This window comes from Paenibacillus sp. FSL R7-0272 (assembly GCF_037969905.1).
Taxonomy (GTDB): domain Bacteria; phylum Bacillota; class Bacilli; order Paenibacillales; family Paenibacillaceae; genus Paenibacillus; species Paenibacillus polysaccharolyticus.
This window is the reverse complement of the sequence record NZ_CP150221.1, coordinates 1,363,074-1,387,150: the sequence shown is the minus strand read 5'-3', so window position 1 is coordinate 1,387,150 and position 24,077 is coordinate 1,363,074. Positions and strand designations below refer to the sequence as shown.

The 24,077-nt window shown below is 47.6% G+C and carries 14 protein-coding genes; 5 read left to right on the top strand and 9 right to left on the bottom strand.

Features of this window, described 5'->3' with window-relative positions; translation table 11 throughout:
* Window positions 1-231 precede the first annotated feature (231 nt).
* Window positions 232-1,155, bottom strand: coding sequence for an S-layer homology domain-containing protein (locus MKY23_RS05890; protein ID WP_339836261.1), 924 nt, complete (start codon window positions 1,153-1,155; stop codon window positions 232-234).
* A gap of 329 nt (window positions 1,156-1,484) precedes the next feature.
* On the opposite strand from MKY23_RS05890, the gene MKY23_RS05885 reads away from it, so the two are divergent.
* From MKY23_RS05885 to MKY23_RS05875, 3 genes are all read left to right on the top strand, one after another.
* Window positions 1,485-3,227, top strand: coding sequence for an ABC transporter ATP-binding protein (locus tag MKY23_RS05885; protein WP_339836259.1), 1,743 nt, complete (start codon window positions 1,485-1,487; stop codon window positions 3,225-3,227).
* Between the two features lie 103 nt (window positions 3,228-3,330).
* Window positions 3,331-5,076: an ABC transporter ATP-binding protein gene (locus MKY23_RS05880; protein ID WP_339839252.1), complete on the top strand. Its 1,746-nt coding sequence runs from the start codon at window positions 3,331-3,333 to the stop codon at window positions 5,074-5,076.
* A 213-nt stretch (window positions 5,077-5,289) separates the two neighbouring features.
* Window positions 5,290-5,799 carry a hypothetical protein gene (locus tag MKY23_RS05875; protein WP_339836256.1) on the top strand — a complete coding sequence of 170 codons (510 nt, stop codon included), beginning with the start codon at window positions 5,290-5,292 and terminating at the stop codon, window positions 5,797-5,799.
* A gap of 20 nt (window positions 5,800-5,819) precedes the next feature.
* Here the strand turns inward: MKY23_RS05875 and MKY23_RS05870 are convergent, their stop codons facing one another.
* Window positions 5,820-6,254 carry an Lrp/AsnC family transcriptional regulator gene (locus MKY23_RS05870; protein ID WP_339836254.1) on the bottom strand — a complete coding sequence of 145 codons (435 nt, stop codon included), beginning with the start codon at window positions 6,252-6,254 and terminating at the stop codon, window positions 5,820-5,822.
* Window positions 6,255-6,385: 131 nt separating this feature from the next.
* On the opposite strand from MKY23_RS05870, the gene MKY23_RS05865 reads away from it, so the two are divergent.
* Entirely contained in the window at window positions 6,386-7,138 is a 753-nt protein-coding gene (locus MKY23_RS05865) for an MBL fold metallo-hydrolase (RefSeq protein WP_339836252.1), read from the top strand.
* A 140-nt stretch (window positions 7,139-7,278) separates the two neighbouring features.
* Here the strand turns inward: MKY23_RS05865 and MKY23_RS05860 are convergent, their stop codons facing one another.
* The 3 genes from MKY23_RS05860 to MKY23_RS05850 form a co-directional block, all read right to left on the bottom strand.
* On the bottom strand, window positions 7,279-10,230 hold the full coding sequence (locus MKY23_RS05860; RefSeq protein WP_339836248.1) for an S-layer homology domain-containing protein: 2,952 nt from the start codon (window positions 10,228-10,230) through the stop codon (window positions 7,279-7,281).
* A 24-nt stretch (window positions 10,231-10,254) separates the two neighbouring features.
* Entirely contained in the window at window positions 10,255-10,800 is a 546-nt protein-coding gene (locus MKY23_RS05855) for a hypothetical protein (protein ID WP_339836245.1), read from the bottom strand.
* A gap of 741 nt (window positions 10,801-11,541) precedes the next feature.
* On the bottom strand, window positions 11,542-13,047 hold the full coding sequence (locus MKY23_RS05850) for an alpha-N-arabinofuranosidase (RefSeq protein WP_154890768.1): 1,506 nt from the start codon (window positions 13,045-13,047) through the stop codon (window positions 11,542-11,544).
* Window positions 13,048-13,225: 178 nt separating this feature from the next.
* Between MKY23_RS05850 and MKY23_RS05845 the strand changes: the two genes are divergently transcribed.
* Complete coding sequence (locus tag MKY23_RS05845) at window positions 13,226-14,149, top strand: ArsR family transcriptional regulator (protein WP_154960547.1); 924 nt, start codon at window positions 13,226-13,228, stop codon at window positions 14,147-14,149.
* Window positions 14,150-14,226: 77 nt separating this feature from the next.
* Here the strand turns inward: MKY23_RS05845 and MKY23_RS05840 are convergent, their stop codons facing one another.
* From MKY23_RS05840 to MKY23_RS05825, 4 genes are all read right to left on the bottom strand, one after another.
* Window positions 14,227-15,054 carry an SH3 domain-containing C40 family peptidase gene (locus tag MKY23_RS05840; RefSeq protein ID WP_339836239.1) on the bottom strand — a complete coding sequence of 276 codons (828 nt, stop codon included), beginning with the start codon at window positions 15,052-15,054 and terminating at the stop codon, window positions 14,227-14,229.
* 542 nt (window positions 15,055-15,596) lie between these two features.
* A complete protein-coding gene (locus MKY23_RS05835) occupies window positions 15,597-18,872 on the bottom strand; it encodes a glycoside hydrolase family 48 protein (protein ID WP_339836234.1) in 3,276 nt (1,091 codons plus the stop codon).
* 96 nt (window positions 18,873-18,968) lie between these two features.
* The gene (locus tag MKY23_RS05830) at window positions 18,969-21,890 is read right to left on the bottom strand and encodes a glycoside hydrolase family 9 protein (protein WP_339836231.1); all 2,922 of its coding nucleotides are present in this window, start codon (window positions 21,888-21,890) and stop codon (window positions 18,969-18,971) included.
* A 337-nt stretch (window positions 21,891-22,227) separates the two neighbouring features.
* A complete protein-coding gene (locus tag MKY23_RS05825; protein WP_339836229.1) occupies window positions 22,228-23,964 on the bottom strand; it encodes a methyl-accepting chemotaxis protein in 1,737 nt (578 codons plus the stop codon).
* Window positions 23,965-24,077: the final 113 nt, after the last annotated feature.

Sequence of the window (24,077 nt, the reverse complement as noted above, 5' to 3'; positions counted from 1 at the left end):
CGCTTCAAGCTTACTCATCACTCAGGCTCTCCACGCAAAAAAAGGCCAGCCAGTAATGACTGGCTAACCTGATCACACGAAAACCATCTGACCGAACTTTCCCATAGTTGGATGCTAATCAGATCACTTGACTGGCAACTGGCTGGCACCCTTTCATAGAGCATACGATCAGTTAGATGGTTTTCTAGTTTTCTGGAGGCAACTGGTAATGTGAGCAACCTTACATATGCTTTACTTGCCAGAAGGCTGTGCTTCAGCGGTGTAGCCCGTTGGAATTTCGGCTTCTGCCGTTACTTTGGTAATAACCATTGGATACATCATATCCGGATCAGGCTGCACGATGGAGTATTTGACAATAGCATGTTTATCCTTATCCAGCTTTACTTCATCAATTTTCAATCCGTAACCCGGGTGCGGCATTTCAGCCGTCAGGGTTACTTTACTTGTTTTGTCATCCACTTTGCTGATCGTTACCGCAGGTACGATGGCTTGCTGACCTTCACCGGGATTCGTTGGGGCCGGTTCAGTTGAACCGTCATCACTATGCTGATCCACAAACTCAAGCGCATTGAAAATCATACTGGCTGCCTCCATACGAGTAAGCGACTGATCCGGGCGGAAGTTTCCGTCCTTGTCCAGTTCAATGATGTTCATGTTCAGCAAGTTCTGGACCGCAGATATGGCGTCCTTACTTAATTTTTTTTCATCCTTCACTTCATTATACTTCATGATTACCGGATAATTACCGGTCGTGTTAATTCCCTCATGCAGCAAAATAACAAATTGTTCACGCGTCATCTTGCCTTGCGGATTCACTTCTACAGGAACGGAAAGGCCATTCTGAGTTGCCGCTTGCACAGCATCTGCATACCAGGTATCCGGACTGATTTTATTCTGAGCGGAAGCTTCCGCATATGCATTTTTCAAACCAAATGCTTTAACAATTAACTGAATTCCCTGCGGTTCGGACAGAGCAACATCCGGCCTGAACAGATCCGCCGTTACTCCATTCACAATTCCCTTCGATTTCAAAGTATCCACAACCGTCTTCTGGCCCTCATCCTTAATGTCGGAAAATGCAAATACAGAAGCACCTCCTGCTGTCAAAGAAACGCATAGCGCAAGTGTAGCAGCCAATCCTTTTTTATGTTTCATTTCCTGGCACCTCCATTATGATTAGTAAAACCTGTTTTTCATCTTTTCATCCCTACAGACGGGACATCTTCGTAAAATGTTTCAGTTCTTTTCGCATTTGGTGAATACAACTTCATAACAAGGCATATGATTTGCGGTGTATCGGTAGCCTATTTCAAGCTGTACTAGTACGTTGACAACGACTTATATTAGCGCGAAAATATAAATATAAAGATTCATCGGTTGACGGATAAATAACAAACAAGTTCGCATAAAGTAAGAGGGCATGACACGCTACGATAAGGTGTCTGCCCTTTTCTTGACTTCGTAACAAAGGAGAACCCACACCTATGTCCAAAAAAGGTTTGCTGCGCGGTTATGTGTTATCCAACTGGCCTATCTATCTCCTCGCTGTTCTTTTGATCATTGCGTCCAATGTCGGTCAGGCCTCACTGCCCCGTATTCTGGGCAACTTTACGGATCAACTCCTACAGAAAACACTACAGATGCAGACGGTGATCCGTTACAGCTTGTCGCTACTTGCGATTGCAATTGCATACAATCTGCTGTTTGGTACCGGCCAGTTCATGATTATGAAACTGGGTCGGCGATTTGAATTTATAACGCGCGAGCGGATATTCCGCAAGTTTTCCGAGCTTAGCGAGCACTATTTTTCCAAACAGGGCAACGGCAAGCTGCTCAGCTATTTTATGAATGATGTCACTTCCGTCCGGGAAGCCATATCCAACGGGGTTACGATGATGACCAATGCTGCCTTTCTATTATTGTCCTGTGTAGTGATGATGCTGCTTAGCGGCATTCCGCTGACACTGATCCTGATCAGCATTGTACCTCTGCTGGCCATTCCATTCCTGGTTGTGTTCTTCGGCCCACGGATTCGAAAGCGCTCCCGTGATGTGCAAGAGGCGCTCGCCACAATGACGGAATCTGCGGAGGAGCAGCTTGGCGGTATTCGCGTCATCAAAACATTTGCCATCGAGGATAACGCTCGTTCACGTTTTGGCGCAACCGTGGAGGATATCAAAAATAAACAGCTACGGTTAGTTCGTCTATCTTCCCTTTTTCAGGCTACACTTCCTTTGCTCGGTGCAACGTCTCTCGTAATTTCGCTGCTGGTTGGCGGCATTCTGACAATGCAAAACTCCATTACGCTAGGTAGCTTTGTCGCTCTGACCTTGTATCTGCGAATCATCATGGGTCCACTTCAGCAGATTGGTAACGTGATTAATACGATGCAACGTTCAGGAGCCTCGCTCGAAAGAGTGAATGATCTCCTCAGTGAAGAACCCGATGTACAGGAGATCCCTGAGGCAGAGACACTGCAGAACATGCAGGAAATTAAGATCAACGATTTGACGTTCCATTATCCAGGTAGCTCATCGCCTGCGCTAAAACATATCCAGCTCCAGATTCATGCGGGGCGTACGGTTGGCATTGTCGGTAAAACAGGTTCAGGCAAAAGCACACTGGTCAAGCTGCTGCTCCGTACATACGAACCGCCGGAAGGCAGCATTTTCATCAATGGCACAGACATTCGGGAACTGTCACTGGACAGTCTCAGGTCTCAAATCGCTTATGTGCCTCAGGACGGCTTTTTATTCAGCACCACCATACGGGACAACATTGCATTCAGCGACCGTGAAGCGCCTATGGGTGACGTAGAAGACAGCGCCAAACAAGCGATGATCTATGAAAATATTGTGCGTTTCCCTGATCGTTTCGATACCCTGCTGGGTGAACGTGGACTTACACTGTCTGGCGGACAGCGGCAACGTACCAGTCTCGCTCGCGGATTGATCAAGCAGGCTCAAATCTTAATTTTGGATGACAGTATGAGTGCCGTAGATGCCGTTACCGAAACAGGCATTCTCCGCAGTCTACGTAAGATCGGCAAAGGCAAAACCACCTTAATCATCTCTCACCGTATCAGTGCCGTCCGTCATGCGGATGTCATCCTCGTGTTGGATGAAGGACAGATTGTTGAACAAGGGACACATGCGGAGTTGATGGCTGCCAAAGGGCTGTATGCAGCGACCTATCGTTTGCAGGAGGAGGGATTACATCATGTCTGATGCGGATGCGAATCCTAAACACACCAACCATAATTCTAAACGTACCAATCAATCGGAGGCCTCCACCAACGATCAGCACAGTAAACGTGCTTCATTTAAAGAAATGATGGGTTATGCCAAACCGCATCGTTGGGCCTTTGCCGGCATATTTTTCTGCTCCTTGCTCGGCATATCCGCCGATTTGTTGCAGCCTTATCTGGTCAAGATCGCTATCGATGACCATCTGGCTGTAGGTCAAACCAGCACCTTGTTTCTCGTTAAACTCGCCGCCGTTTTTCTGGGGCTGGCTGTAATCAGTTTTATTTTTACCTATATACAAAATAATCTATTGCAACATGTCGGACAGAGCATCGTCGCTCGCATTCGCAAGGATTTGTTTAGACATATTTCCAAAATGTCCATGTCCTTCTTTGACCGCTTTCATATCGGCAGTCTGGTGACCAATGTGTCCAGCGATACGGAGACGATCAGCAGTTTCTTCACCCAAGTATTGCTCAGTCTGATTCGGGATGGCATGATGCTGGTGCTCATTATCTTTTTCATGTTTCAGCTCGATCCTATGCTCGCCGGTTATTCACTCATCGTACTTCCGGTCATCGCTGTCGTGGCTGCCCTGTTCCGCCGCAGGCTGCGGAGCGCCTATCAGAATGCACGCACACGCCTTTCTCGTCTGATCGCGTTTACGGCGGAAAACCTGTCGGGTATGTTCCTGATTCAGGCGTTCCACCAAGAAGAAGAGCAGAAGAAACGCTTCAAAGAACAGAACGCCCTTCATCTGGAGGCAAACATTACACAGGCACGTTCCAATGTTATTTTTAACCGGACGTTTGACATCCTCGGTAACGCGGCGCTGGTGATGATGGTGTGGCTGGGTGGTCGCGCCGTACTGGGTGAGTCTTTGCAAGTCGGGGTGCTGTATGCGTTTATCAGCTACATTCGTCAGTTTTTTCAACCGATCAACCAGATTACAATGCAGTGGAATACCTTTCAATCGACCACGGTTTCGATGGATCGGATCTGGAACATTCTGAACACGAGGCCTGAAGTACATGACCCGTCCCCGGATCAGGCTTCGCCGCTGGAACCGCAACTTGTGATGGGTCAGATTGATTTTAATGATGTATCCTTCGGTTACAAGGCAGATCGCCCTATTATTCAACATATGAATCTGCACCTGTACCCTGGGGAGATGGTCGGTATTGTGGGTACAACCGGAGCGGGCAAAAGCACACTGATCTCCCTGCTCAATCGGTTCTATGACGTTAATCAAGGCAGCATTCAAATCGATGGCACCGACATTCGCCACATTCCACAAGCAACACTTCACCGGATTGTGGGGCTGATTCAACAGGAGCCTTTCCTGTTCTCAGGCACCATTATTGATAACGTGAGAATGTTCAGGGAGGATATTACACGTGAGCAAGCGATGGAAGCATGCCGATTTGTTGGGGCAGATGCGATGATAAGTCGTTTGCCGCAAGGCTATGACACCCGTCTGTCCGAGCGCGGAAGCGGGTTATCTGCCGGTGAACGACAGCTGATCTCGTTTGCACGAATCGTTGTATTCCAGCCACGCATTCTTATTCTCGATGAAGCTACCGCCAACCTGGACTCACATACTGAACAACTCGTACAAAATGCGCTGGAGTCCGTATCCCAAGGCAGAACCACAATAGTGATTGCACATCGCCTGTCTACAGTCATGCATGCTGACCGAATTCTGGTCATGGAACAAGGGTCTATCGTCGAGGAAGGATCACATCAGGAGTTGGTTGCGAGCCAAGGCGTGTATGCGGATTTGTACCAGCACGCACGGGAAGCAGGACAACAACCTAGCAAGTTGGGGTAATATTTTTAGCGTTAGTTTGAATTACAACATTCCTCTCAACAGGACATACGGCCCTAGAACCGCTAAGATTAAATTAACTAATTGTTCAAAACTGCCCTACCTAAATGACGCAAGAACTCGTAAACTTGATATAGGATGCACAGGTCAAACAGGCCGCTCTGCTCGTGCAGGCGGCATTTTTTACATATGAATCTGCAATGAAAGGAGGTGACGATGATGTTGCCTGCAACTTCTGAGGAACACCATCAGGGGGAAATTCGCTATCGTCGCATCACAGCGATCTGGAAAGGGAGCCTTTGTTTCCTGTTTCTCGCCTTATGTGTACTGCTCTTATGGGTTATCGTTGCCGGGCAGACCGAGAGTGTGGAGAAAATCTATTACCCTATGGCTGCGATACTCGGCATGTGGATGGTGGGACCGTTTTTCTTTATGTTTTGGACCCGTTCCATTCAGCGCGTGGCGATCCTCGTCTCATGGGATGAACAATCTCTCCATGCGGGTCAGCGCCATATTCCATGGAACCAGATTCGCAAGATCGAGCTTGCTACACCTGCCCGAAGCAAATGGCAATTATCCGCCTCCCCCATGTACGCCTTGTATCTGAAGGACGGCACTCGAGTTCATATTCATACGGACCATTTGTTTGGAAAAAAAGAGCTACAGTCCTCCTTGTCTACTCTCCAAAAGACGTTAAGGGAACATCAAGGTCCTGACCTGGATTGAACTTGTCCAGGTCAGGACCTTCAGGATGATGATTTCTCCACTCCAATGGATAAACTCACCCTATAATTACCTAGCGGTAGCAGTGCTTCCAGCAGTTCACCGAGTTGTTCCGTTGTCCCTGTCTGCACCTGCATCAGGTAACAACCTTCTCCACTGACACGGTGGACTTCAACAATGTCCTCACGCCCTGCCACAAACGCACGGAAGGCAGCATGTTTATCGCCAGAGTTCAGAAATACCGTGACAAATGCCTTCAAGCCAAGGCCGAGGCGGTCCGGGTTCCATTTTACCGTATACCCTTCAATGACCCCCAGGTCCTGCAACTTGCGAACTCTCGCCCCAACCGCTTGTCCTGTCAGATGCACTTCCTCCCCGATCTCCTTGTTCGAACGCTTGGCATCCCGGATCAGAATCTGCAAAATGCGTACATCCGTGGCGTCTATCATTTCGTTCATAGGTACTCAGCATTCCTTTCACCTTGAAAATAGTCGGGCCGATATGCATTCAGCAGGTTATGTACGACATGAATCGGGTTGTATAACATATAGGATAATACTAAGAGAGAACCCGAAGGAGTGCAAATCAAATGAAAATCCAATTGATAAGGCATGCCACCCTGTGGCTGGAATACGGCGGTCTAAAGATTCTGGTTGACCCCATGCTAATGGATGCCGAAAGTATGCCTGCTTTTCCAAACACGCCAAATGAGCTACGGAATCCTGGAATCCATCTGCCCGAGATTGAAACGGATTATCTCAAGCCTGATCTGCTTATCGTGACGCATACCCATCCCGACCACTGGGATGAAGCAGCCGCAAATCAACTGCAAAAAGATATCCCATTGCTGTGTCAGCCGGGGGACGAGCCTATTTTCATAAAAGCAGGATTTACGGATGTAACCCCTGTCGACGTAGAGCATGTGCATCATTCGGTGCAATTCTCGCGTACATCCGGTCAGCACGGTACAGGGGAGATTGGCAAACGTATGGGCAAGGTATCCGGTTTTGTGCTAGAAGCGGATGAAGAACCCGTCACCTACATTGCCGGAGATACGATCTGGTGTGATGAGCCCGCGACAGCGATCAAGCAATATAAACCGGAGGTCATTGTACTCAACGCCGGGGGTGCACGCTTCTTGCAGGGTGATCCCATCACGATGGATGGACCCGACGTTGCTGCCGTGAAACACGCTGCACCTTCTGCTCACCTCATCGCCGTTCACATGGATGTCATCAACCACTGCATGACAACACGCGCGGATCTAGCCGCTTATCTGACAAAAGAGCAGTTGGACAATAATGTACTCATTCCAATGGACGGGGAAAGCTTCGAGTTTTGAATCACAGACGTAAGCGAAGGGTCATTGTTTGAAGAGAGTATATTTGAATAAAAGACCGCATCCCCTTTTGTTAGGGTGATGCGGTCTTTTATGGATACTTTAGTTTTAAATTAAGTTAATTACTCTAGTTTACATGTTGCTCAAATCAGATTAGTCTTAGCAAGCAAACGTGCTACCATCTGAGCCACCTCGGCGCGGGTAACGAATGCATCAGGTGCCAAATTAGTTCTGCCTCGACCAGTGATCACACCTGCTTCAATCATCTGCGCTGCACTCTTGACGGCCCAGGAAGATATGCCTTTTTCAAGCCCATGATCCGCAAGAATCTGTTGAGCCTGTGCCTCTGATATCGTTGCGGATGGTGCTGCCAGTTCCAATGCTCTGGCTAATAAAACCATAGCTTCTTCCCGGGTCATATTACGATCAGGTTTAAAGCTTCCATCTGCATAACCGTTAACCAGATTATACTCATTGGCACTGCCAATCGAAGCTGAATACCACGCTTTCTGAGATACATCAGAGAACATATTATCAACAGCTCTCGGTGCAATTCCCAGCGCTCGTGTAATGATCGTGGCAAACTCGGCACGGGTCATCTGCTGATCCGGACTATAGTTTCCATTTCCTGTTCCCTCAATGATCATTCTGGAACCCATATCATTTACGGTGTTCTGTGCCCAGTGTCCAACCATATCCTTGAATTGAACGGGATTCAGAATCAGGGCATACGTGCTGTTGCTCAGACTGTTGATTACCGCTACATAGCTTCCATCTCTGAGCAAAATACGAGTAGGTACATGCCGTACGGTTCCGTCCGGGTTAACAACTACACCTGTGGTAATACCGGAATTGGTTTTACCATTTTCAAGAGTGATTGTTCGCTCGACATACGTGTTAAATTGATGGATATCTACGGATTGATCGCCGTACACTCCCCTCACTGCGAATTCAACGGGTGCACCTTCAACTGTAAATTGATTTTGTTGCGCAGCGCGATTTACAGCATCATTTGCCGCCTGAGCAGGTTTGCCTATCTCCACTTGTACCTTCATGCTCTGCAAGGCAGTTCCCTCGCCAAAACCTTTAACAAGTGAATCAAGTGAAATCTGGCTGACAGGAAGGCTGTATGTTGCAAAATCCGTTTGTAACTTCAGAACCGCGCGGGATGTTTGCATCTCTTGGATCATGGAGCTGTCCAGTTCACCGACCAACACATCTGCGCCAGAAGGCACCAGAATGGTAACTACAGCACCTGAACCTTCGGTAGCCAACTTCTGTTTTAATTTTTCTGGATCCATGCTAACCTTGCTTACAATTTGACCCTCTTTGGTCGTTTGAGTTAAGAAGCCGATCTGTTCGGATACACCATTAACCAAAACATTGATGCCTTGATTGATGCCCGGCTGAGGTGTCGATGATGTACCACCGGTCGTTACCCCACCTGAACCAGAGCTGTTGTCTGAACCACCTCCGCTTGAAGGCAACGCAGGAATAACGGTATTTGAAGGAGTAGATGCGAGACTGCTACCTACTACATTAATTGCTTTAACCGCAAACGTATAACTTACGCCATTGGTCAGACCTGTTATGGTCATTGGGCTTGAAGTTCCTTTTACCTGAATATTACCTGGGGAAGCTGTCACTTCATATTCGGTGATCGGGCTGCCTCCATCCTCACGTGGAACATCAAAGGTGATCGTCGCCTGACCATTGCCTGCAATTGCTTTTACATTTCTTGGCGCATGAGGAACGGTAGGGATTTTCAGCCAAGGTGTCGCTTCACTAACCACACCGTTAATACTTTGCACCACATAATACTCTCCGCCTGCTGGCAGATTGTCAAATCGCATTTTGCCGTCGAGTTGCGATTCAGGCGCATTCGAAACCGGTATACCGTTCGTTAGATATAAGCTGACCGTCGCTCCATCATAAACCTGATCGACATCCAGATATCCAACACCTACACTCCCTACAGGTTTCCGCAATTGAACACCGACAAAAACGGAATTATCACTTTCTTCACCGTCTATGGTTTGTGTTACATAGTACTCTCTATTATCAGGTAATACATTTTCAAAACGATATGTGCTTCCTGTAACGGGTTCGGAGATAGCTTTCAATATGCCGTTGCCCTCTACCAGATAGAGCTTCAATACAGCTCCAGTGGTGAATCCGCTTACGTCAATATATTCCGTTCCAGTTACTACTGTCGGACTGCCAGGCTTGGAGATGGAAAGTTCGACGTTGCTGGTGGATTCACTTACTACACCGTTGATCTGCTGTACAGCATAATATTCGGTTCGTTTCTCCAACCCTGTAAAAATTACTTTTTCTGACTGTCCCATGCCTGCTGTCTCTGATGAAACCAATCCCCCAGTTCCTTTGTATAAAGAAACGGTTGCACCTGGATATACATTGCTGACCGTGACCGAAGTGGAATCAGCACTAGCTTGAGGTTTTCGCAAAGTGGAATTTACGAATTCAGAATTCTTACTTGCCTCTCCGTTAACCGTCTGAGTAATGTAGTATCCTCCTCCGGATTGAGGCTCAACTAATTGAAAAAGGTATGGGCTCTGTGTTACAGGAGGCGACGTGGCTACAGGGGAGCCATTCGATGCGCGGTACAGTTTCAGGATCGCTCCGGATGTAAAACCGCTGACCTCAATGCTTTCCTCCTTGCCTACAGCTACAGGTTGCCCGGGAATGTTTGGTGATACGTAAACGACATCAGAATCCCTGACAACTTCATTGATGGTTTGCTTCGCAAAGTAGTAGGAACGACTGTTCAGATTAGAAAAAATAATCGTTCCATCCTGTTGCTCAGGCGTGTCAGAAAATAAAGTTCCATCCTGATTGTGCAGCGTAACGGCTGCTCCTGGATAAATGTTGCTGACTTTGATTGAATTAGCATCCACAATGGCTTGTGGCTTTCGCAAGATGGAATTCGTAAAATCGGAATTTTTACTTTCTACGTTATTTAACGTTTGCGTTACATAATAGCCTAACTTTTGAGGCACCACGGCCTTAAACGTATACGTAACATCCGTCACGGAAACGGAAGGCGAAGTAGATATTAATTCACCATTACTCACCTGATACAGCTTTAGAATAGCACCCTAATGAAAGTTGCTGACTACAATCTGTTCGGGTTCCAGTTCCAGTTTGGCTTCCGCTGTAGGCCTTTCTGGAGTTACAGTGACTTGGTTCGAGCCTGTACTAACGACTTCATTAAATTTCTGAACAACATAGTAACCTGTTCCTGCTGGCACGTTTTTGAACAGCACCGTGTTAGGGGATTGTAATTCAGCGGTGATGCTAACAGGTGTCCCGTTAGATTCATACAGTTTCACTTCCGCTCCAGGATAAACATCGGTAACCTTGACTTGCTCCACATCACCTTCCGCTTGCGGAGTGCGGAGACTGGCATTAACAAAGTCAGAATTTGGGCTTGTCGCCCCGTTCACTGTTTGTTCCACATAATATCCGTCCCGATCAGGGACGACTTGCTCAAATAAATATGTGCCTGTAACGGGTGGAGACGTAGCTACCAGTCCTCCGCCATTGACCCGGTAGAGCTTCAGTACAGCATCGGCTTCAAAGCCGGTAACCTCAATGCTTTCTACTTTGGAGGTAACTGTCGGTTTAGCCAGAGCAGCGAACACAACAGGAACCCTCCCCAACGTTGTTAAAACCAAACTCACAATCAAGCAGATTGCTGTAACCCTCAAAACCAACCTTCGCTCCATAGCATCGCTCTCCCTTATTCACCTGTGTATACTCCGGGACGCTTTAACGCGGAACACCCCCGTATTGCCGATAACGTCTGGAATATAATGCTATACTATCATAGAAAATATAATATAAGTTGATATTTTTCGACTTTATTCGCTAAAAATTTCAATTTCTAATTTATATTAGATGATATTGATTCCCTCCAGTCATCCATTCGTATGATGTAACTTACTCGCTGGCCTTTCTAACGCTCACAGTAGACCCTATTTGGAGTGTTTTCGCCACTTTAAAATTCTAACGATCACAGCGGACCCTATTTCAGCGAAATGCCCACTTTTCCCTGGAATTTCACCCCTTTTTACTAAAATAACGTCTCTCATGATCGTTAGAATTAAAATGCGGCGTTAAATGCCTAAATAAGGTTTCCTGTGATCGTTAGCGCAATTGGATGTTGAAAAGGAACTCTACTGGGGAGCAACAAAAAAACGGTATGCGAATATTCGCATACCGTTTTTTGTTGCACGTCGGCCTTACTTACACACTTCAAACTTACTCTATTTCAGATTGAACCTACTTAAACACTCGTGTCGTTTCAGTCTTAACCTTATCTCACGCCAGCCTTAGCATCAATTCAGTGGCTTGCATACCATCATAAAGCCACTGCCTGCCTCTTATTGCACCTTCAAACGAATCACGTTCCAGGATGCTTTCGCCAGACTCGCGGTGATGAGCGTATCGGATACTACTGCTCCTCCACGATTGTGCGGAACAACATTGTTAGGCTGTGCAGCTGTGTTAACCGCTTTGAGATCGTCCGCTTCCAGAACGATATGCTCGATCAGAGTGCATTTGCCAAAACTGCGCAGATCCACTTCAAGCGGCAGAGATTCTTGCAAGTGACGATTGACCGCAAACACAGTTACTTCTCCCTGCTCTTCGTTATGCACCGCAATACCTTCCAGATAAGGAACATCTGTAATTTCTTTCGTATCGTATTTCGGTGATTGAATCAGAGGCACAAGTGCTGTGCCACGGCCATATACAGATGCATGCATGAACGGATAGAAGATGGTCTGTCTCCATGATGCTCCGCCCGTTTCGGTCATAATCGGAGCAATGACGTTAACGAGTTGAGCCAGACACGCCATTTTAACCCGATCCGCATGTTTAAGCATACTGATCAGCATACAACCCACCAAGAGTGCATCCTCGTGATTATAAATATCCTCCAGCTGCGGCGGAGCTATCTGCCATGCGTCCATTTTGGAATCATTCTCATGGGAGTGATACCAGACGTTCCACTCATCAAAGGACAGATACATCGTCTTTTTACTGCGTTTCTTCGCTTTGATATAATCACATGTCGCTTTCACCGTATCGATGAAACGATCCATCTCCAACGAGCGTGCCAGGAAGGTTGGTGTATCATCCTCCGGATTACCATAGTACTGGTGAAGAGACAGATACTCTACATGATCATACGTATGATCCAGTACTGTTGCTTCCCAGTCCGGGAAAGAAGGCATGCCCAGGTTCGAGCTTCCACACGCGACGAGTTCAATCGTTGGGTCCGTCCACTTCATGACTTTGGCTGCCTCCACGGCAGTACGTCCATATTCTTCAGCTGTCTTATGCCCAATCTGCCAAGGTCCGTCCATTTCGTTGCCCAGACACCATGTTTTGATCCCGTGAGGCTGCTTGTATCCATGTTTAATCCGAAGATCGCTGTAATACGAACCTTCCGGGTGGTTGCTGTACTCCACGATATTACGGGCAGCATCCGCACCGCGTGTTCCAAGGTTAACCGCCATCATCACTTCGGAGTTAGCCTGTTTAGCCCAATCCACAAATTCGTTAAAACCAAATTCATTGGTTTCAATCGTTCTCCATGCCAGATCCAGCCTGCGCTTCCGCTCAGATACCGGACCTACGCTATCCTCCCAATTGTAACCGGATACAAAATTACCACCTGGATAACGTACAATCGGCACATGAAGCTCCTTCACCATTTCCAGTACATCTGTACGGAACCCCTGCTCATTGGCTGAAGCATGCCCCGGCTCATAAATTCCGCCATATACAGCACGTCCCAGATGCTCAATGAATGAGCCATACAAACGCTTATCCACTTCACCAATCGTAAAATCTTTATCTACCGTCATTTTCGCTTTTTCCATGAATGATCTCATCTCCCCAAGATTAATATAAAAATTAATTGATATTCTATGGATCAACGTTCATATTTATATTAAAATCGATAACAACACATATTTCAACCCGAAATTCGAAAAATATTATTCTTTTTATTGAATTTATGTTTAACTTAATTCTATAAACGAAATTGGAGGAACATCTGTGATCAGAGCAAATACCGATGCCGAATGGCTCCCTTTATATGAAGCACTTGCCAGTGAAGTTCGGCTACAGATTATCCGCCTTGTGGCTGAGACACCAATGAATGTGAAAGATATAGCGGCTTCCCTCGGACTGAGTAGCGCAATTGTTACTATGCATGTCCGCAAGCTTCAAGATGTCGGCATTATTCAGTCCAAAATGGTACGCAAGGACGGCGGCACACATAAAATGAACAGCCTGGCTGTCGACTGGATTGGCATCTCCATGCCTCAAGAAACCGGAACATCCCGCAAGTTTCACGAGGTTTCTATCCCTGTTGGGCACTACACGCATTTTGACGTATATCCTACCTGCGGTTTAGCGACATCTGACCATGTCATTGGACAATATGATGATCCCCGTTATTTTTTGGACCCGGACCGGATGCATGCTCATATCTTGTGGATGGGACGCGGATTTGTGGAGTATAAAATTCCAAACTACATGTTAACCGGGCAGCAGATTGACGCCATTGAGCTGTCACTGGAGATCGGGTCAGAAGCCCCTTCCGTTAATCCAAACTGGCCTTCAGATATTACGTTCACACTTAACGGCATTCGTTTAGGGGAATGGACCAGCCCGGGTGACTCCGGCAATGGTCGCGGCATATTCACGCCTGACTGGTGGAGTGATATCGTTAATCAGTATGGCATGCTTAAAGTGTTACGCATAACCCATGAAGGTACGTTTATCGATGGACAGCATCTGTCGAGCATCACACTCGCTGACATTCCAGTGGAACGCAATCAGTGGACGTTGCGCCTTTCTGTGGAGGAAGATGCACGTCACGTCGGCGGAATGACCCTGTATGGTGAAGGATTTGGTAACTACAATCAAGACATTTTGTTCCGATTGTTCTATCACGATGGAATAGCACCTTTGTAAACTAAAGCACAAAAAAACACCTTTCATTTGCCAAAATAACGGTCAAATGAAAGGTGTTTTAATTTTATGTCACTGTCCTACAACGCACTGCCTCCGAACAGGAAGCGGGATTCCCAGTGCTTGCCGGCAATATCACTTACTGTCACGCCGCCGCCAGCGTTGGAGTATGTATGCAATATTTTACCATTCCCCAAATAAATACCCGTATGTGTAATCGTCGCCCGAGATTTGTTCACGCTACTGTAGGCTGATGCAGAAGTGCCTTTGTAAGACATAAAGTACATGAGATCACCACGTTTCAGGTTCTTCCAATTCGTTGTGACCGTACCTTTCTTCTTCACATAATCTCCTTGTTGGCGTGAGTCTGCTGGAAGTGTAATGCCAAGTCCGTCAATAAAAGCTCGCCTTACAAAGCTGGAACAGTCAAACGTTGCCGTACTGTCGCGATCCGATGCATATTTATAGGGTGTCCCCATGTATTTCATTCCGGCCGCAATAACCTTCTCTACTGCAACACTTCCCTGACTTGTTGAGCCCTGACTAGAACCCGAGCCACTTGAACCGCTAGTCGTGCCCGTATTGCCTGCTGTTGATCCACCGCTTATCGCTTGTGTGTATTTGGATGAAGACGAGATATAACCTGTCCGATTAGAAGCATCTTTGATTTTATACCAATCCGATCCGGATTGCTCAAGCACAGTTAATGTTTCTCCTTTGGAAACCATACGAATGACTTTACCAGATGACGTTGGTGAGGTTCGAAGGTTTACACCCCAGATGACTTCTACTTTCGATTGATCTGCCGCTGCTGCGGATACCTGTCCTGTGAGCGCTGCCGTTGTTAGACTTCCCATCAGCATTGCTGCTGTTACACTTGCCGTAACAATGGTATTCTTCCAGTTCATGATGTCGTGTCCCTCCGGATATTACAAAATTTTAACCAAGAAGCCATCTTCCTGGCTCGCCTTATTGTAAACGGGCATTCTCTAACGTTCATCAGCCCAAAGTCCTGCAAGGGTTGAGACAAGTGTGAGCACTAAGGATCAGGGAAAACGTTCTTCGGCTGGAAAAATAGAGCATACCCTACACGGAATGAACGGTTAATTTTTTGTAACTAATTGATACACCTTAGATTTCCACGTTTTGGTCAGGCAGACCTTTGCTACACGCGCATGCAACCTATGCACTAGATTTTAATATTTCTCCTCATCTAACTGGAAAACATTACTACGTTTCATTCCGCTTCAATCTGGAATCCCTCTTTCACAAATGAAAATAAATGGATTTAAATCGTTGAACACGAGAAAAAACCGGGGATTTCTCCCCGGCCTTTCATCGGAAGTATAATCAACAGCAGATTGGAATAAAAGATCAGGCTTTCCGTTCCCGGCCCCAATTCCTGAAACTAACCCTTTCCCTTCATTCCATGCTCTGCTTGCTGATTCAATTATGGCTCCATTCCCCATACCTTCACGCCATCCTGGTATGCTGTTACTTTTGTCCATGCACCAAATGCGGTTTGTGTAGCGTCGAAGGAGTAATCATTCGATTGATCAAAATTCGTCCAGTTGTTTTTGGAGGAACGTGTTTGAATGATTCCTGTCTCAGCACCAGCGGCCAGACTACCTGCCCCGGCAGTGAAGCTGATCTCCAGATACGTATCTGCCGTACCTTTTGCCGGCTCCACAGCTACAAATTTGCCCTGCACATTGGCACTGCCAACCTGTGCATAGTCACACCAGAAGCTCAGATCAGCGGCACTATCTTTCGTAAAGTAATAACGAAGTTTCACTTTGCTCAGATCGACGGCCGTCGTACCTGTATTCTTCACATTGAATTGTGGTGTAAGCGAGTTGCCTGAAGCCCCCGAGCCTCCATTGCGATACTGCACTTCAAGTGTTCCGGTTGAAATCGGAGCAGCCATCGGTGTCAGCACAACCACATTCGAGTTCGTCTGTCCATCGGCATTGATGGCAACCACTCTGTAGTTATAGGCCGTACCATTCACTGCTGTTGCATCGGTATACGTCAGTGCCGTCAGCCCTGTCGCAAGATTGGCATACGCACCTGTACCTGTCGAACGCTGCACGTTATAGGTTGCCGCTCCGGTTGAAGCCGTCCAGTTCAGCACAGCTTTGGCATCCCCTGCTGTTCCACTCAGGGTAAAGGCTCCTGGTATAGCTACTCCGGCCTGCGGTGTTGCCGTAACCTGCGCAGATGGCGCGGACTCACCAGCACTATTTACAGCGGTAATGACATAATAGTATGCTTTTCCATTCGTCAGTCCGGTGTCTGTAAACGTAGAACCGCTAACGCCAGTTGCTACAGAAGTATACGGGCCACCGTTCACTTCGGCACGTTTTACGGTATAGGAAGTTGCTCTCGCCGCAGTATTCCAGTTCAAGACCACTTGTTTGTCACCGCCTGCAGCAGTTACACCTGCAGGAGCGGCAGGTGCTTCCACGCCTGGTGTTTCGCTGTCACCAAGGAGACGGTCGAACTCTCCATAAGCGGTAGCCATATCAACTTGTGACCAGAAACGGTGATACGTAAAGGTCGGTGCACCATTTTCCCACTGCTTCGTGGTCGGGTTGTAAGATGTTTTGTACTTGTTCTCCAGATAAGCCCAAGCCGGATCTTGCTTGATTGCAGGACGCAGATCGGAGTATCCGATGTACACGCCATTCCCGCCTTTTGCCGGATCGGAAGGTACACCTGCGGTGCCTGGAATCGTATTACCTTGACCGAACGTACCCGTCCAGTTCGCCGGGAGATAGATCTCTTTCGCGAAGTAACGGAAGTAATCTTTACGTTCTTCCTCTGTAACAATACCTACACCATCATTGTAATCCCAAGCTGTATCGAGCAACGTCTGAGCCAAGTCTTTGGCTTCCTGACCTTTCACACTGAGCGTACCGTTCTCTGCCTCAGTTCCAGCTGCGAAGAACGTCAATGCTTTGATATAACTTCCCAGTACCCCTGTATCCTGTACTGGATCTTTAGTAATGGCATGGAAGTTTGGATTATTCGTATAGGTGCTGAATCCATTCCATTTATCCGGCTGTCCTTGCCATTCCTGACCACCTGGAATCCAGAACTCGCCTGGAGCCGGAGTTGTTGCTACCTGAACATTTTTTCCACCGAGAATACGCTGTCCTGCCGCATTCAAATAGTAGCCTTGAGCATCCGTTACAGGGCGCTCACCAGCAAACACATAATCTTTGGTCCAGTCCACCCATTTTGTAATGACCTGTTTAGCCATTTTGAAGTTCTCAGAGGTCAAGTCACCGCTCTCTGCCAAGATGTAATACATCTCCGCCACACGCTCCAGCGGCCATGCCTGGAATCCGAACCACGTATTGGAATCCGGGTCACGATATACTGGTGCTTCCTGATAAGCCATATCATAGAACGTGCTCACACCTGCCGGATAAGATGCGTAAGAACCACCAATGCTATTGGTTGCCCCGCCGCCAACTGCACCCTCATGGGATTGCAACCATGTGTAGAATTCGAGCTGACGTTTTAACGTCGCATTCCAGTCCGCTTTGGCTGTAGGTGACTCTGGAATCAAGCCGCCTGCCGGATCAGACAGGGCATATGCTGCAACCGGGTTTTGATAGGCTTGGTGCGTGTGACTTGCCCCAATACGCCATGCCCAATCCCCGCCTTGACCCAATCCACCGCCCCATGACGTATACCAAGCCATGAGATACATGTTGGAGTCTTTACCTGTACCTGGGGTTGGTGTACCGTTCTTCGCACTTCCAACCTTCTGGAAATACTTGTCGTACATCCCGTACCGCAGATAGTCACCCATCTTTTTGGCTTTATCAAGATACTCCGTATTGTTATAGCCCATCTCTTTCGCCCAGTACAGTACCTGTACTGCACGCGCATCCGCATCCGTTGCATTGGTATAACGCCACTGTGCCGATGGAGCCTGATTTTCCTTCGTAAACAGACTCATGAACCCTTCGCCTGCTTTACCAAATGATTTATCATCCTGGGATGGATGAGGAACAGCCTCCCACACGGACTCCTGCTCCCCACGCTGGAACGTATTCACATACGTTGTTGTATGAGAAGGATTCAGCAGATTTCCGTATCCATACCAGTCATCCACGTCGATCAGCCAGTGCATCAGATACGTCTGATTATTACCATAGGTTGCCTTGAGCTCGGCATCGAGTGGGTCCTTACCTGCTGCATACTGACCATTCAGATTGGAAGGATACTGGTCAGGGAATGGTTTTTCCGCTGCATATGTTGCAGGACTGTTCGGATTATAGAAACTCATCGTTGGTTGCTCTTCCTTGCCGTCCCCTTCATTCACCGGAATAATGTACTTCTCCATGTTATCCCAGGCCGCTTCCAGTTTGCTCCAATCGCCCGTATAGTGACCATACATCGTTTCTAGCCACAACCAGTAACTGTACGCCTCCGACGTAGACATATGTCCATAATCCGGTGCCTCACTCAGCAACGTTTCAATGGAGTGATAAGGAATCCCTTCTGGAGAAAAGTATCCGTTCGCCGGGTCTTTTAATTGAGCGTATAATTGCAAAAAGCGAGCTTCATTCACTCCATCGGCCTGAATTTCAATCGCCTGATCGGCAGCATGTGCCGTTTCAGGACCAGCCCAGAGTCCCGTGTATCCCGTCAGCATGACGGTTCCTGCCAGCATGGCAGTTAAACTCTTTTTTGCAGCTGTTTTCAACATGAATATATACCTCCCTGGAATAGTGGAAATTTAATATCGATGCTGCTGGTCTGCCCATGCTGTTCTTTTGCCTCTTGCCCGTCAAAGTTCTTTGATTTACGGCTCTAGCCCCCATACTTGGGTACTGCCTTGATACGCGGTCACTTTGTTCCATGCAGCAAAAGCAGTCTTGGAACCATCATAGGAGTAGTCATTGCTCTGATCGAAGTTACTCCAGTTATTTTTTGAAAAACGTCCCTGAATCACGCCCGTTTCTACTCCGGCTGCCAAACTTCCCGCTCCAGAGGTAAAACTGATCTCCAGGTACGTATCCGCCGTTCCTTTTGCCGGATTCACGTTCACAAACTTGCCTTGCACATTGGCTGTACCCACCACGGCGTAATCACACCAGAAGGTCAGATCCTCTGTGCCATCTTTGGTAAAGTAGTACCGGATTTTCACCGTGCTCAAATCAATAGGCTGTGTGCCTGTGTTCTTCACATTAAACTGGGGGGTTACCGCATTGCTGGAATTCCCGGACCCTCCACTTCGATACTGCACTTCCAGCGTACCCGTTGACACAGGCGGTCCCGAAGGTGTCAGTACAACCACGTTAGATAACGATTGCCCACTTGCGTTTACGGCAACAACCCGGTAATTATACGAAGTTCCATTAAGCGCTGTCGTGTCCGTGTAGGTCAACACAGTCAGCCCGGTCGCTACATCCGCAAACGTACCATTGGCAGCGGCACGTTGTACCTTGTAGCTGGCAGCTCCAGATGCTGCTGTCCATGACAACACCGTTTGATTGTTGCCAGCTGTTCCACTTAAAGTAAGAGCTCCTGGCACAGTTGAACCGGCCTGCGGCGTCCCGAGCACTTGAACAGAAGCTGGCGATTCGCCGGCTGCGTTTACAGCGGTCACCACGTAATAATACGCCTTGCCATTCGTCAATCCTGTGTTGGTGTAAGTCAATCCATTCACACCTGTCGCAACGGTTGTGTACGGGCCACCACTAACCTCGGCACGCTTCACCGTGTATGATACAGCCCCAGCGGAGGCAGTCCAGCTCAGCGTCACCTGATTGTTGCCAGGCGAAGCTTGCACTCCAGTAGGAGCGACTGGCACGGTCACGGGTGTAATACCCGGCTCCTGTCCATATACCTTCACTCCAGCATCATATACAGGAATGTGTGCACTTTTTACCGGAGTTCCTGTCGTCAGGTTCTGGTAGGAAGGATCATTCGCTGGATTCCATGCCCCTTGCGGTCCGGTAATCCGGAACTGAACTTCCTTGCGATAATTCCCCTCTCCGCCTGGATAAATTTTGGTATTACTGAAGTCTGCTGTAACGGCGTAGATCCGCTTGGCGGCATCCACGACGACAGGTTGAGAAACGGTTGCACCTTCAGTAGAGGATACTGTGACTTGAACATCGGATACGGTGCGTCCCGCAGCATACACTTCACTCAAATCGAGGAAATATTTGAAGGAAAGCTTATCTCCCATCCGTGCAGGCCAACCTGAGCGGTTGTTAAGCAATGCGCGGATTTCCGTATAATTGGAGCCTGATGACCGCACGGCAGCCTCTACAAAGTACTCGTCACCTTTGACTTCAGGAGCAGGGAAATTCGCCAGAGGTTGATGATTCTGTCCATAGAGCAGATTCATCTTGGCGAGTGCACCCGTGAAGCCAGCATTATAATCCGTCGCCACCTCATTGCTCACATAGTCCGAAATATCGTCCGTATATTGATCTGACGCATTGGGTCCTCCCACCATGGCGCCGTATAAAATATGACGGTGATTCGCCGGAATATCTTCGTTGTTCATCCATGAACTATGAGCGGTACGATGATGCGGATGCTGTGGCGGATTTTTTCCGTACCCCACAACATAACTGCTCTGACGAGGATTATCTCCTAAAATGTAATTCATCTGTGAAGTCGCAAAGTTTTGATATCTGGATTTTTTCACAGGGTCACTAACCCAATCGGAGTACACGAATGCAATGAATGCTGCATTGGCTGTATATCGGAGTGAACCCCACTGATCCAGCCACGCCAATCCGCCCGGGGTGTAAGTCACACGCCCTCCATTCGTGCCAACCGTCCAGTAATCGAGATTGCGCTCGGTTGATTGGATGAACTTTGTTGCCTCCGGCATATTCAAACTGGAGGTGATTCGGGCAAGCAGAATCTGGGCGCCGTAATGTTTACTATCCCAGCCCTGTGTCCAGGTATAAGGCCAGTTCGCGGAACCTCCGCTTGTAGACCACCGATCTGCAGCTGCCATCGCCTTGGACAAGTAAGCGTTATCATTGGTAGCTAAATAAAGCCATGCTCCGCCCCACGCAAGCTCATCCTCATATCCCGTCCACGAATTATAAAATGCAGCAGCATCGGTAATACAATCGGTGTATTTTCCCCGATATGTATCTGCAAAGTTGTACAGTTCTTTCGCATGCTGAAGCATCTTCGCCGAGTAGGTTGGATCATCATCTGCAAACACGATGGATGCCGCCGCCAGTGCAGCAGCCGTTTCTGCCGCCAGATCACTTCCCGGACAGGAAGCATCGATCTTGAACGAAGGCCGGTTCATCTGCATCACCTCTGCAGGTCCCCACCAAGCATGATCGATATTGCCACCACCGACTTGTCCCCATAATTCATTTGGCTTGGTATGCGCTTTCATAAAATAGTCGGTTGCCCACCGGATATTATCTTTGATTTCCTCCAGTTGTCCGGCTTGCTCATAGCCGTCGGCATACTCAACGACAGACCAGGCTAGCATGGTTGCCGAAGCAGCCATTGGAAATCCAAATTTCACATGATCTCCAGCATCATACCAGCCGCCGGTCAGATCGACACCGACATCGGCGCCATCCTGCAGTCCCGAGTCGCCCCGCCATTCAACCCGGTTATTGGCAGGCAACGGGCCTGAGCGTTGCGCTTCATAGAAATAAATAGCCTTCTGTAGTGCTTCGGCATAGTTATGATCTCCGGCGGCCGCATCCGCCTGACGTAATCCTGTATTCATAGAAAAGCTCCCTGCGAGAAGTCCTGCCGATAACGTTACCATAGCAACGCGTCTCCACCAGCGCCCTTTCATAAATCATGTTCATCTCCTTTTCTCGAAAGTTCCAGATGAATGCTTCCCAATATTCTGAGTGACCTCGCTCCTCTCCATGGTGGTAACTCGATGTAATTTCCACCATTAATTACCATTATAGTCGTTTGTTTGACTTGAAATATCAACATTGGTGACTTCTGAAATAACATTGTTGTGACTTGATCAGCGTGATATGACAAAAAAGCTGTTTCTGCACCGGACATGCCGGGAAGAAACAGCCTTTTTGACGATCTGCTTTTGCGATCTATACTTTGAACTTGTTCACTTGTCCCTGCAATTCCTCCGCCATTTTGGATAATAATCCAGCTGAGGAAGCAATCTCTTCCATGGAAGCCAGTTGCTCTTCGGTTGCAGCAGATACGTTGTGTACAGAACCCGCGGCTTCCGAAGCAATATTGGAGATTTGACCTACGTAACTTACAACCTCATTTGTGCTAGCTGACATCTCCTCAGAACCGGCAGATACTTCTTGAATCTCACCAGCGACCTTGTTGGCAGCGTCCGAAATCTGTTCGAAGGCTTGACCAGCTGCAGCAACCAGTTCAATGCCGGTTTCTGTTTCATTACTGTTTACTTTTACAGCTTGTACCGCATGATCCGTATCTTGCTGAATCAGTTGTACAATCTGTGTGATCTGCTGTGCAGAAGCGGAGGATTCTTCCGCCAGCTTGCGCACCTCTCCTGCAACGACAGCAAAGCCTCTACCGTGCTCCCCTGCTCTTGCGGCTTCAATCGCTGCATTCAAAGCGAGCAAATTGGTTTGACGGGCGATGTTATTGATCACTTCAGTGATCGTGCCAATCTCGGCAGAACGTTCGCCGAGTCCTGTAACCAGTTCTCTCAAGGAAGCGATGGAGTTACGAACCGATCCCATCTGTTCAACCGCTTGCTGAATGATTTTGTTTCCTTCCGATGATTGATTCGCCGCATCCACAGCGGATACGGATACACTTTGAGCCAGTTCGGCAATCTGTTCTGAACCCAAAGCCATCTCATTCATTGCCTGCGAAGAACGCTTCACGATATCAACCTGATTCGATGTTCCTACAGACAATTCTTCCACCGTTTCAGTAATTTGCTCCGAAGCTTTCGCGTTTTGCTCTGCACTTGCGAGAAGTTCTTCGGATGAAGCCGCAACTTGCTCCGATGTTTCCGATACGGATTGAATCATCGAACGCAGATTTTGACTCATTGTATTGAAGGATTCTGCCAGGACACCCAGCTCATCCCGGTTCTTCAATGTAATTGCCTCACCTGTCAGGTCACCTTCAGCAATCGCTGCGGCAGCTTCACTCATCTTTTTAACCGGACGGGAGATCATACTCGCGATGAAAAATGCAATGAATAAGGATAACAATGTTGCAACGATCGCTACAACTAAAATGATTGTAAAAGCATTCTCAGCTAGCTTGACAGATCCGGAAGAAATCTCTTTTGCACCGCTATTTTCGAGATTAATCAACTGAGTAATCAGATCATTGGCTGTATACCACATTGGATAGGCTGCTGTATGTAGCATGCTGGCCGTAGTATAATCATTTTTGAGACCATAGTCGACAAACTCCGGCATTTTCTGTAAATACGAATCATAATTAGTAGAAAACTGTTCGTACAGCTGCTCCGCTTGAGGATCACCCTTAATGAAGGTAAGCAGTTGTTTGCGCTCATCCTCAATCTTGGCAAGCAACACTTTCAACGCTTCGTTCAGTTTCTCCGTCTCACTCGGATTCTGTTCTACAATGATGGCTAGTGCCAACCTTTCGACATCCGACACATCACCGTTCATGATTCCGAGTAAACTTATACTCGGCATCGATTTCTGATCGATCTGTCTTGATTTATCAGACATTGCAAAAACTTGACTTAATGAGTACACACTAACAAAGATAAGCAATGCCAACACAATTAAGAAGCCAGTTAATAATTTGGCACGAATCGAAAATTTCACTTTCCCCGATGCGTTCCCCCGCATTTTTCCCATGTTCCCACTCCTCCAACTTTCCCCAATAAACTAGTACATCTATATAATATATCGACATAGATATTCTTCGAGTGAATATATGAAATCTTAGTTTTAAGAAAATTTCTCTTAAC

Bases quoted from the DNA above. Each gene is read 5' to 3' on its own strand.
- MKY23_RS05840 (WP_339836239.1), bottom strand. From the start codon at position 15,054: ATGAACTGGAAGAATACCATTGTTACGGCAAGTGTAACAGCAGCAATG.
- MKY23_RS05870 (WP_339836254.1), bottom strand. From the start codon at position 6,254: ATGAACGAAATGATAGACGCCACGGATGTACGCATTTTGCAGATTCTG.
- MKY23_RS05885 (WP_339836259.1), top strand. From the start codon at position 1,485: ATGTCCAAAAAAGGTTTGCTGCGCGGTTATGTGTTATCCAACTGGCCT.
- MKY23_RS05880 (WP_339839252.1), top strand. From the start codon at position 3,331: ATGATGGGTTATGCCAAACCGCATCGTTGGGCCTTTGCCGGCATATTT.
- MKY23_RS05865 (WP_339836252.1), top strand. From the start codon at position 6,386: ATGAAAATCCAATTGATAAGGCATGCCACCCTGTGGCTGGAATACGGC.
- MKY23_RS05875 (WP_339836256.1), top strand. From the start codon at position 5,290: ATGATGTTGCCTGCAACTTCTGAGGAACACCATCAGGGGGAAATTCGC.
- MKY23_RS05890 (WP_339836261.1), bottom strand. From the start codon at position 1,155: ATGAAACATAAAAAAGGATTGGCTGCTACACTTGCGCTATGCGTTTCT.
- MKY23_RS05835 (WP_339836234.1), bottom strand. From the start codon at position 18,872: ATGTTGAAAACAGCTGCAAAAAAGAGTTTAACTGCCATGCTGGCAGGA.
- MKY23_RS05825 (WP_339836229.1), bottom strand. From the start codon at position 23,964: ATGGGAAAAATGCGGGGGAACGCATCGGGGAAAGTGAAATTTTCGATT.
- MKY23_RS05850 (WP_154890768.1), bottom strand. From the start codon at position 13,047: ATGGAAAAAGCGAAAATGACGGTAGATAAAGATTTTACGATTGGTGAA.
- MKY23_RS05830 (WP_339836231.1), bottom strand. From the start codon at position 21,890: ATGAATACAGGATTACGTCAGGCGGATGCGGCCGCCGGAGATCATAAC.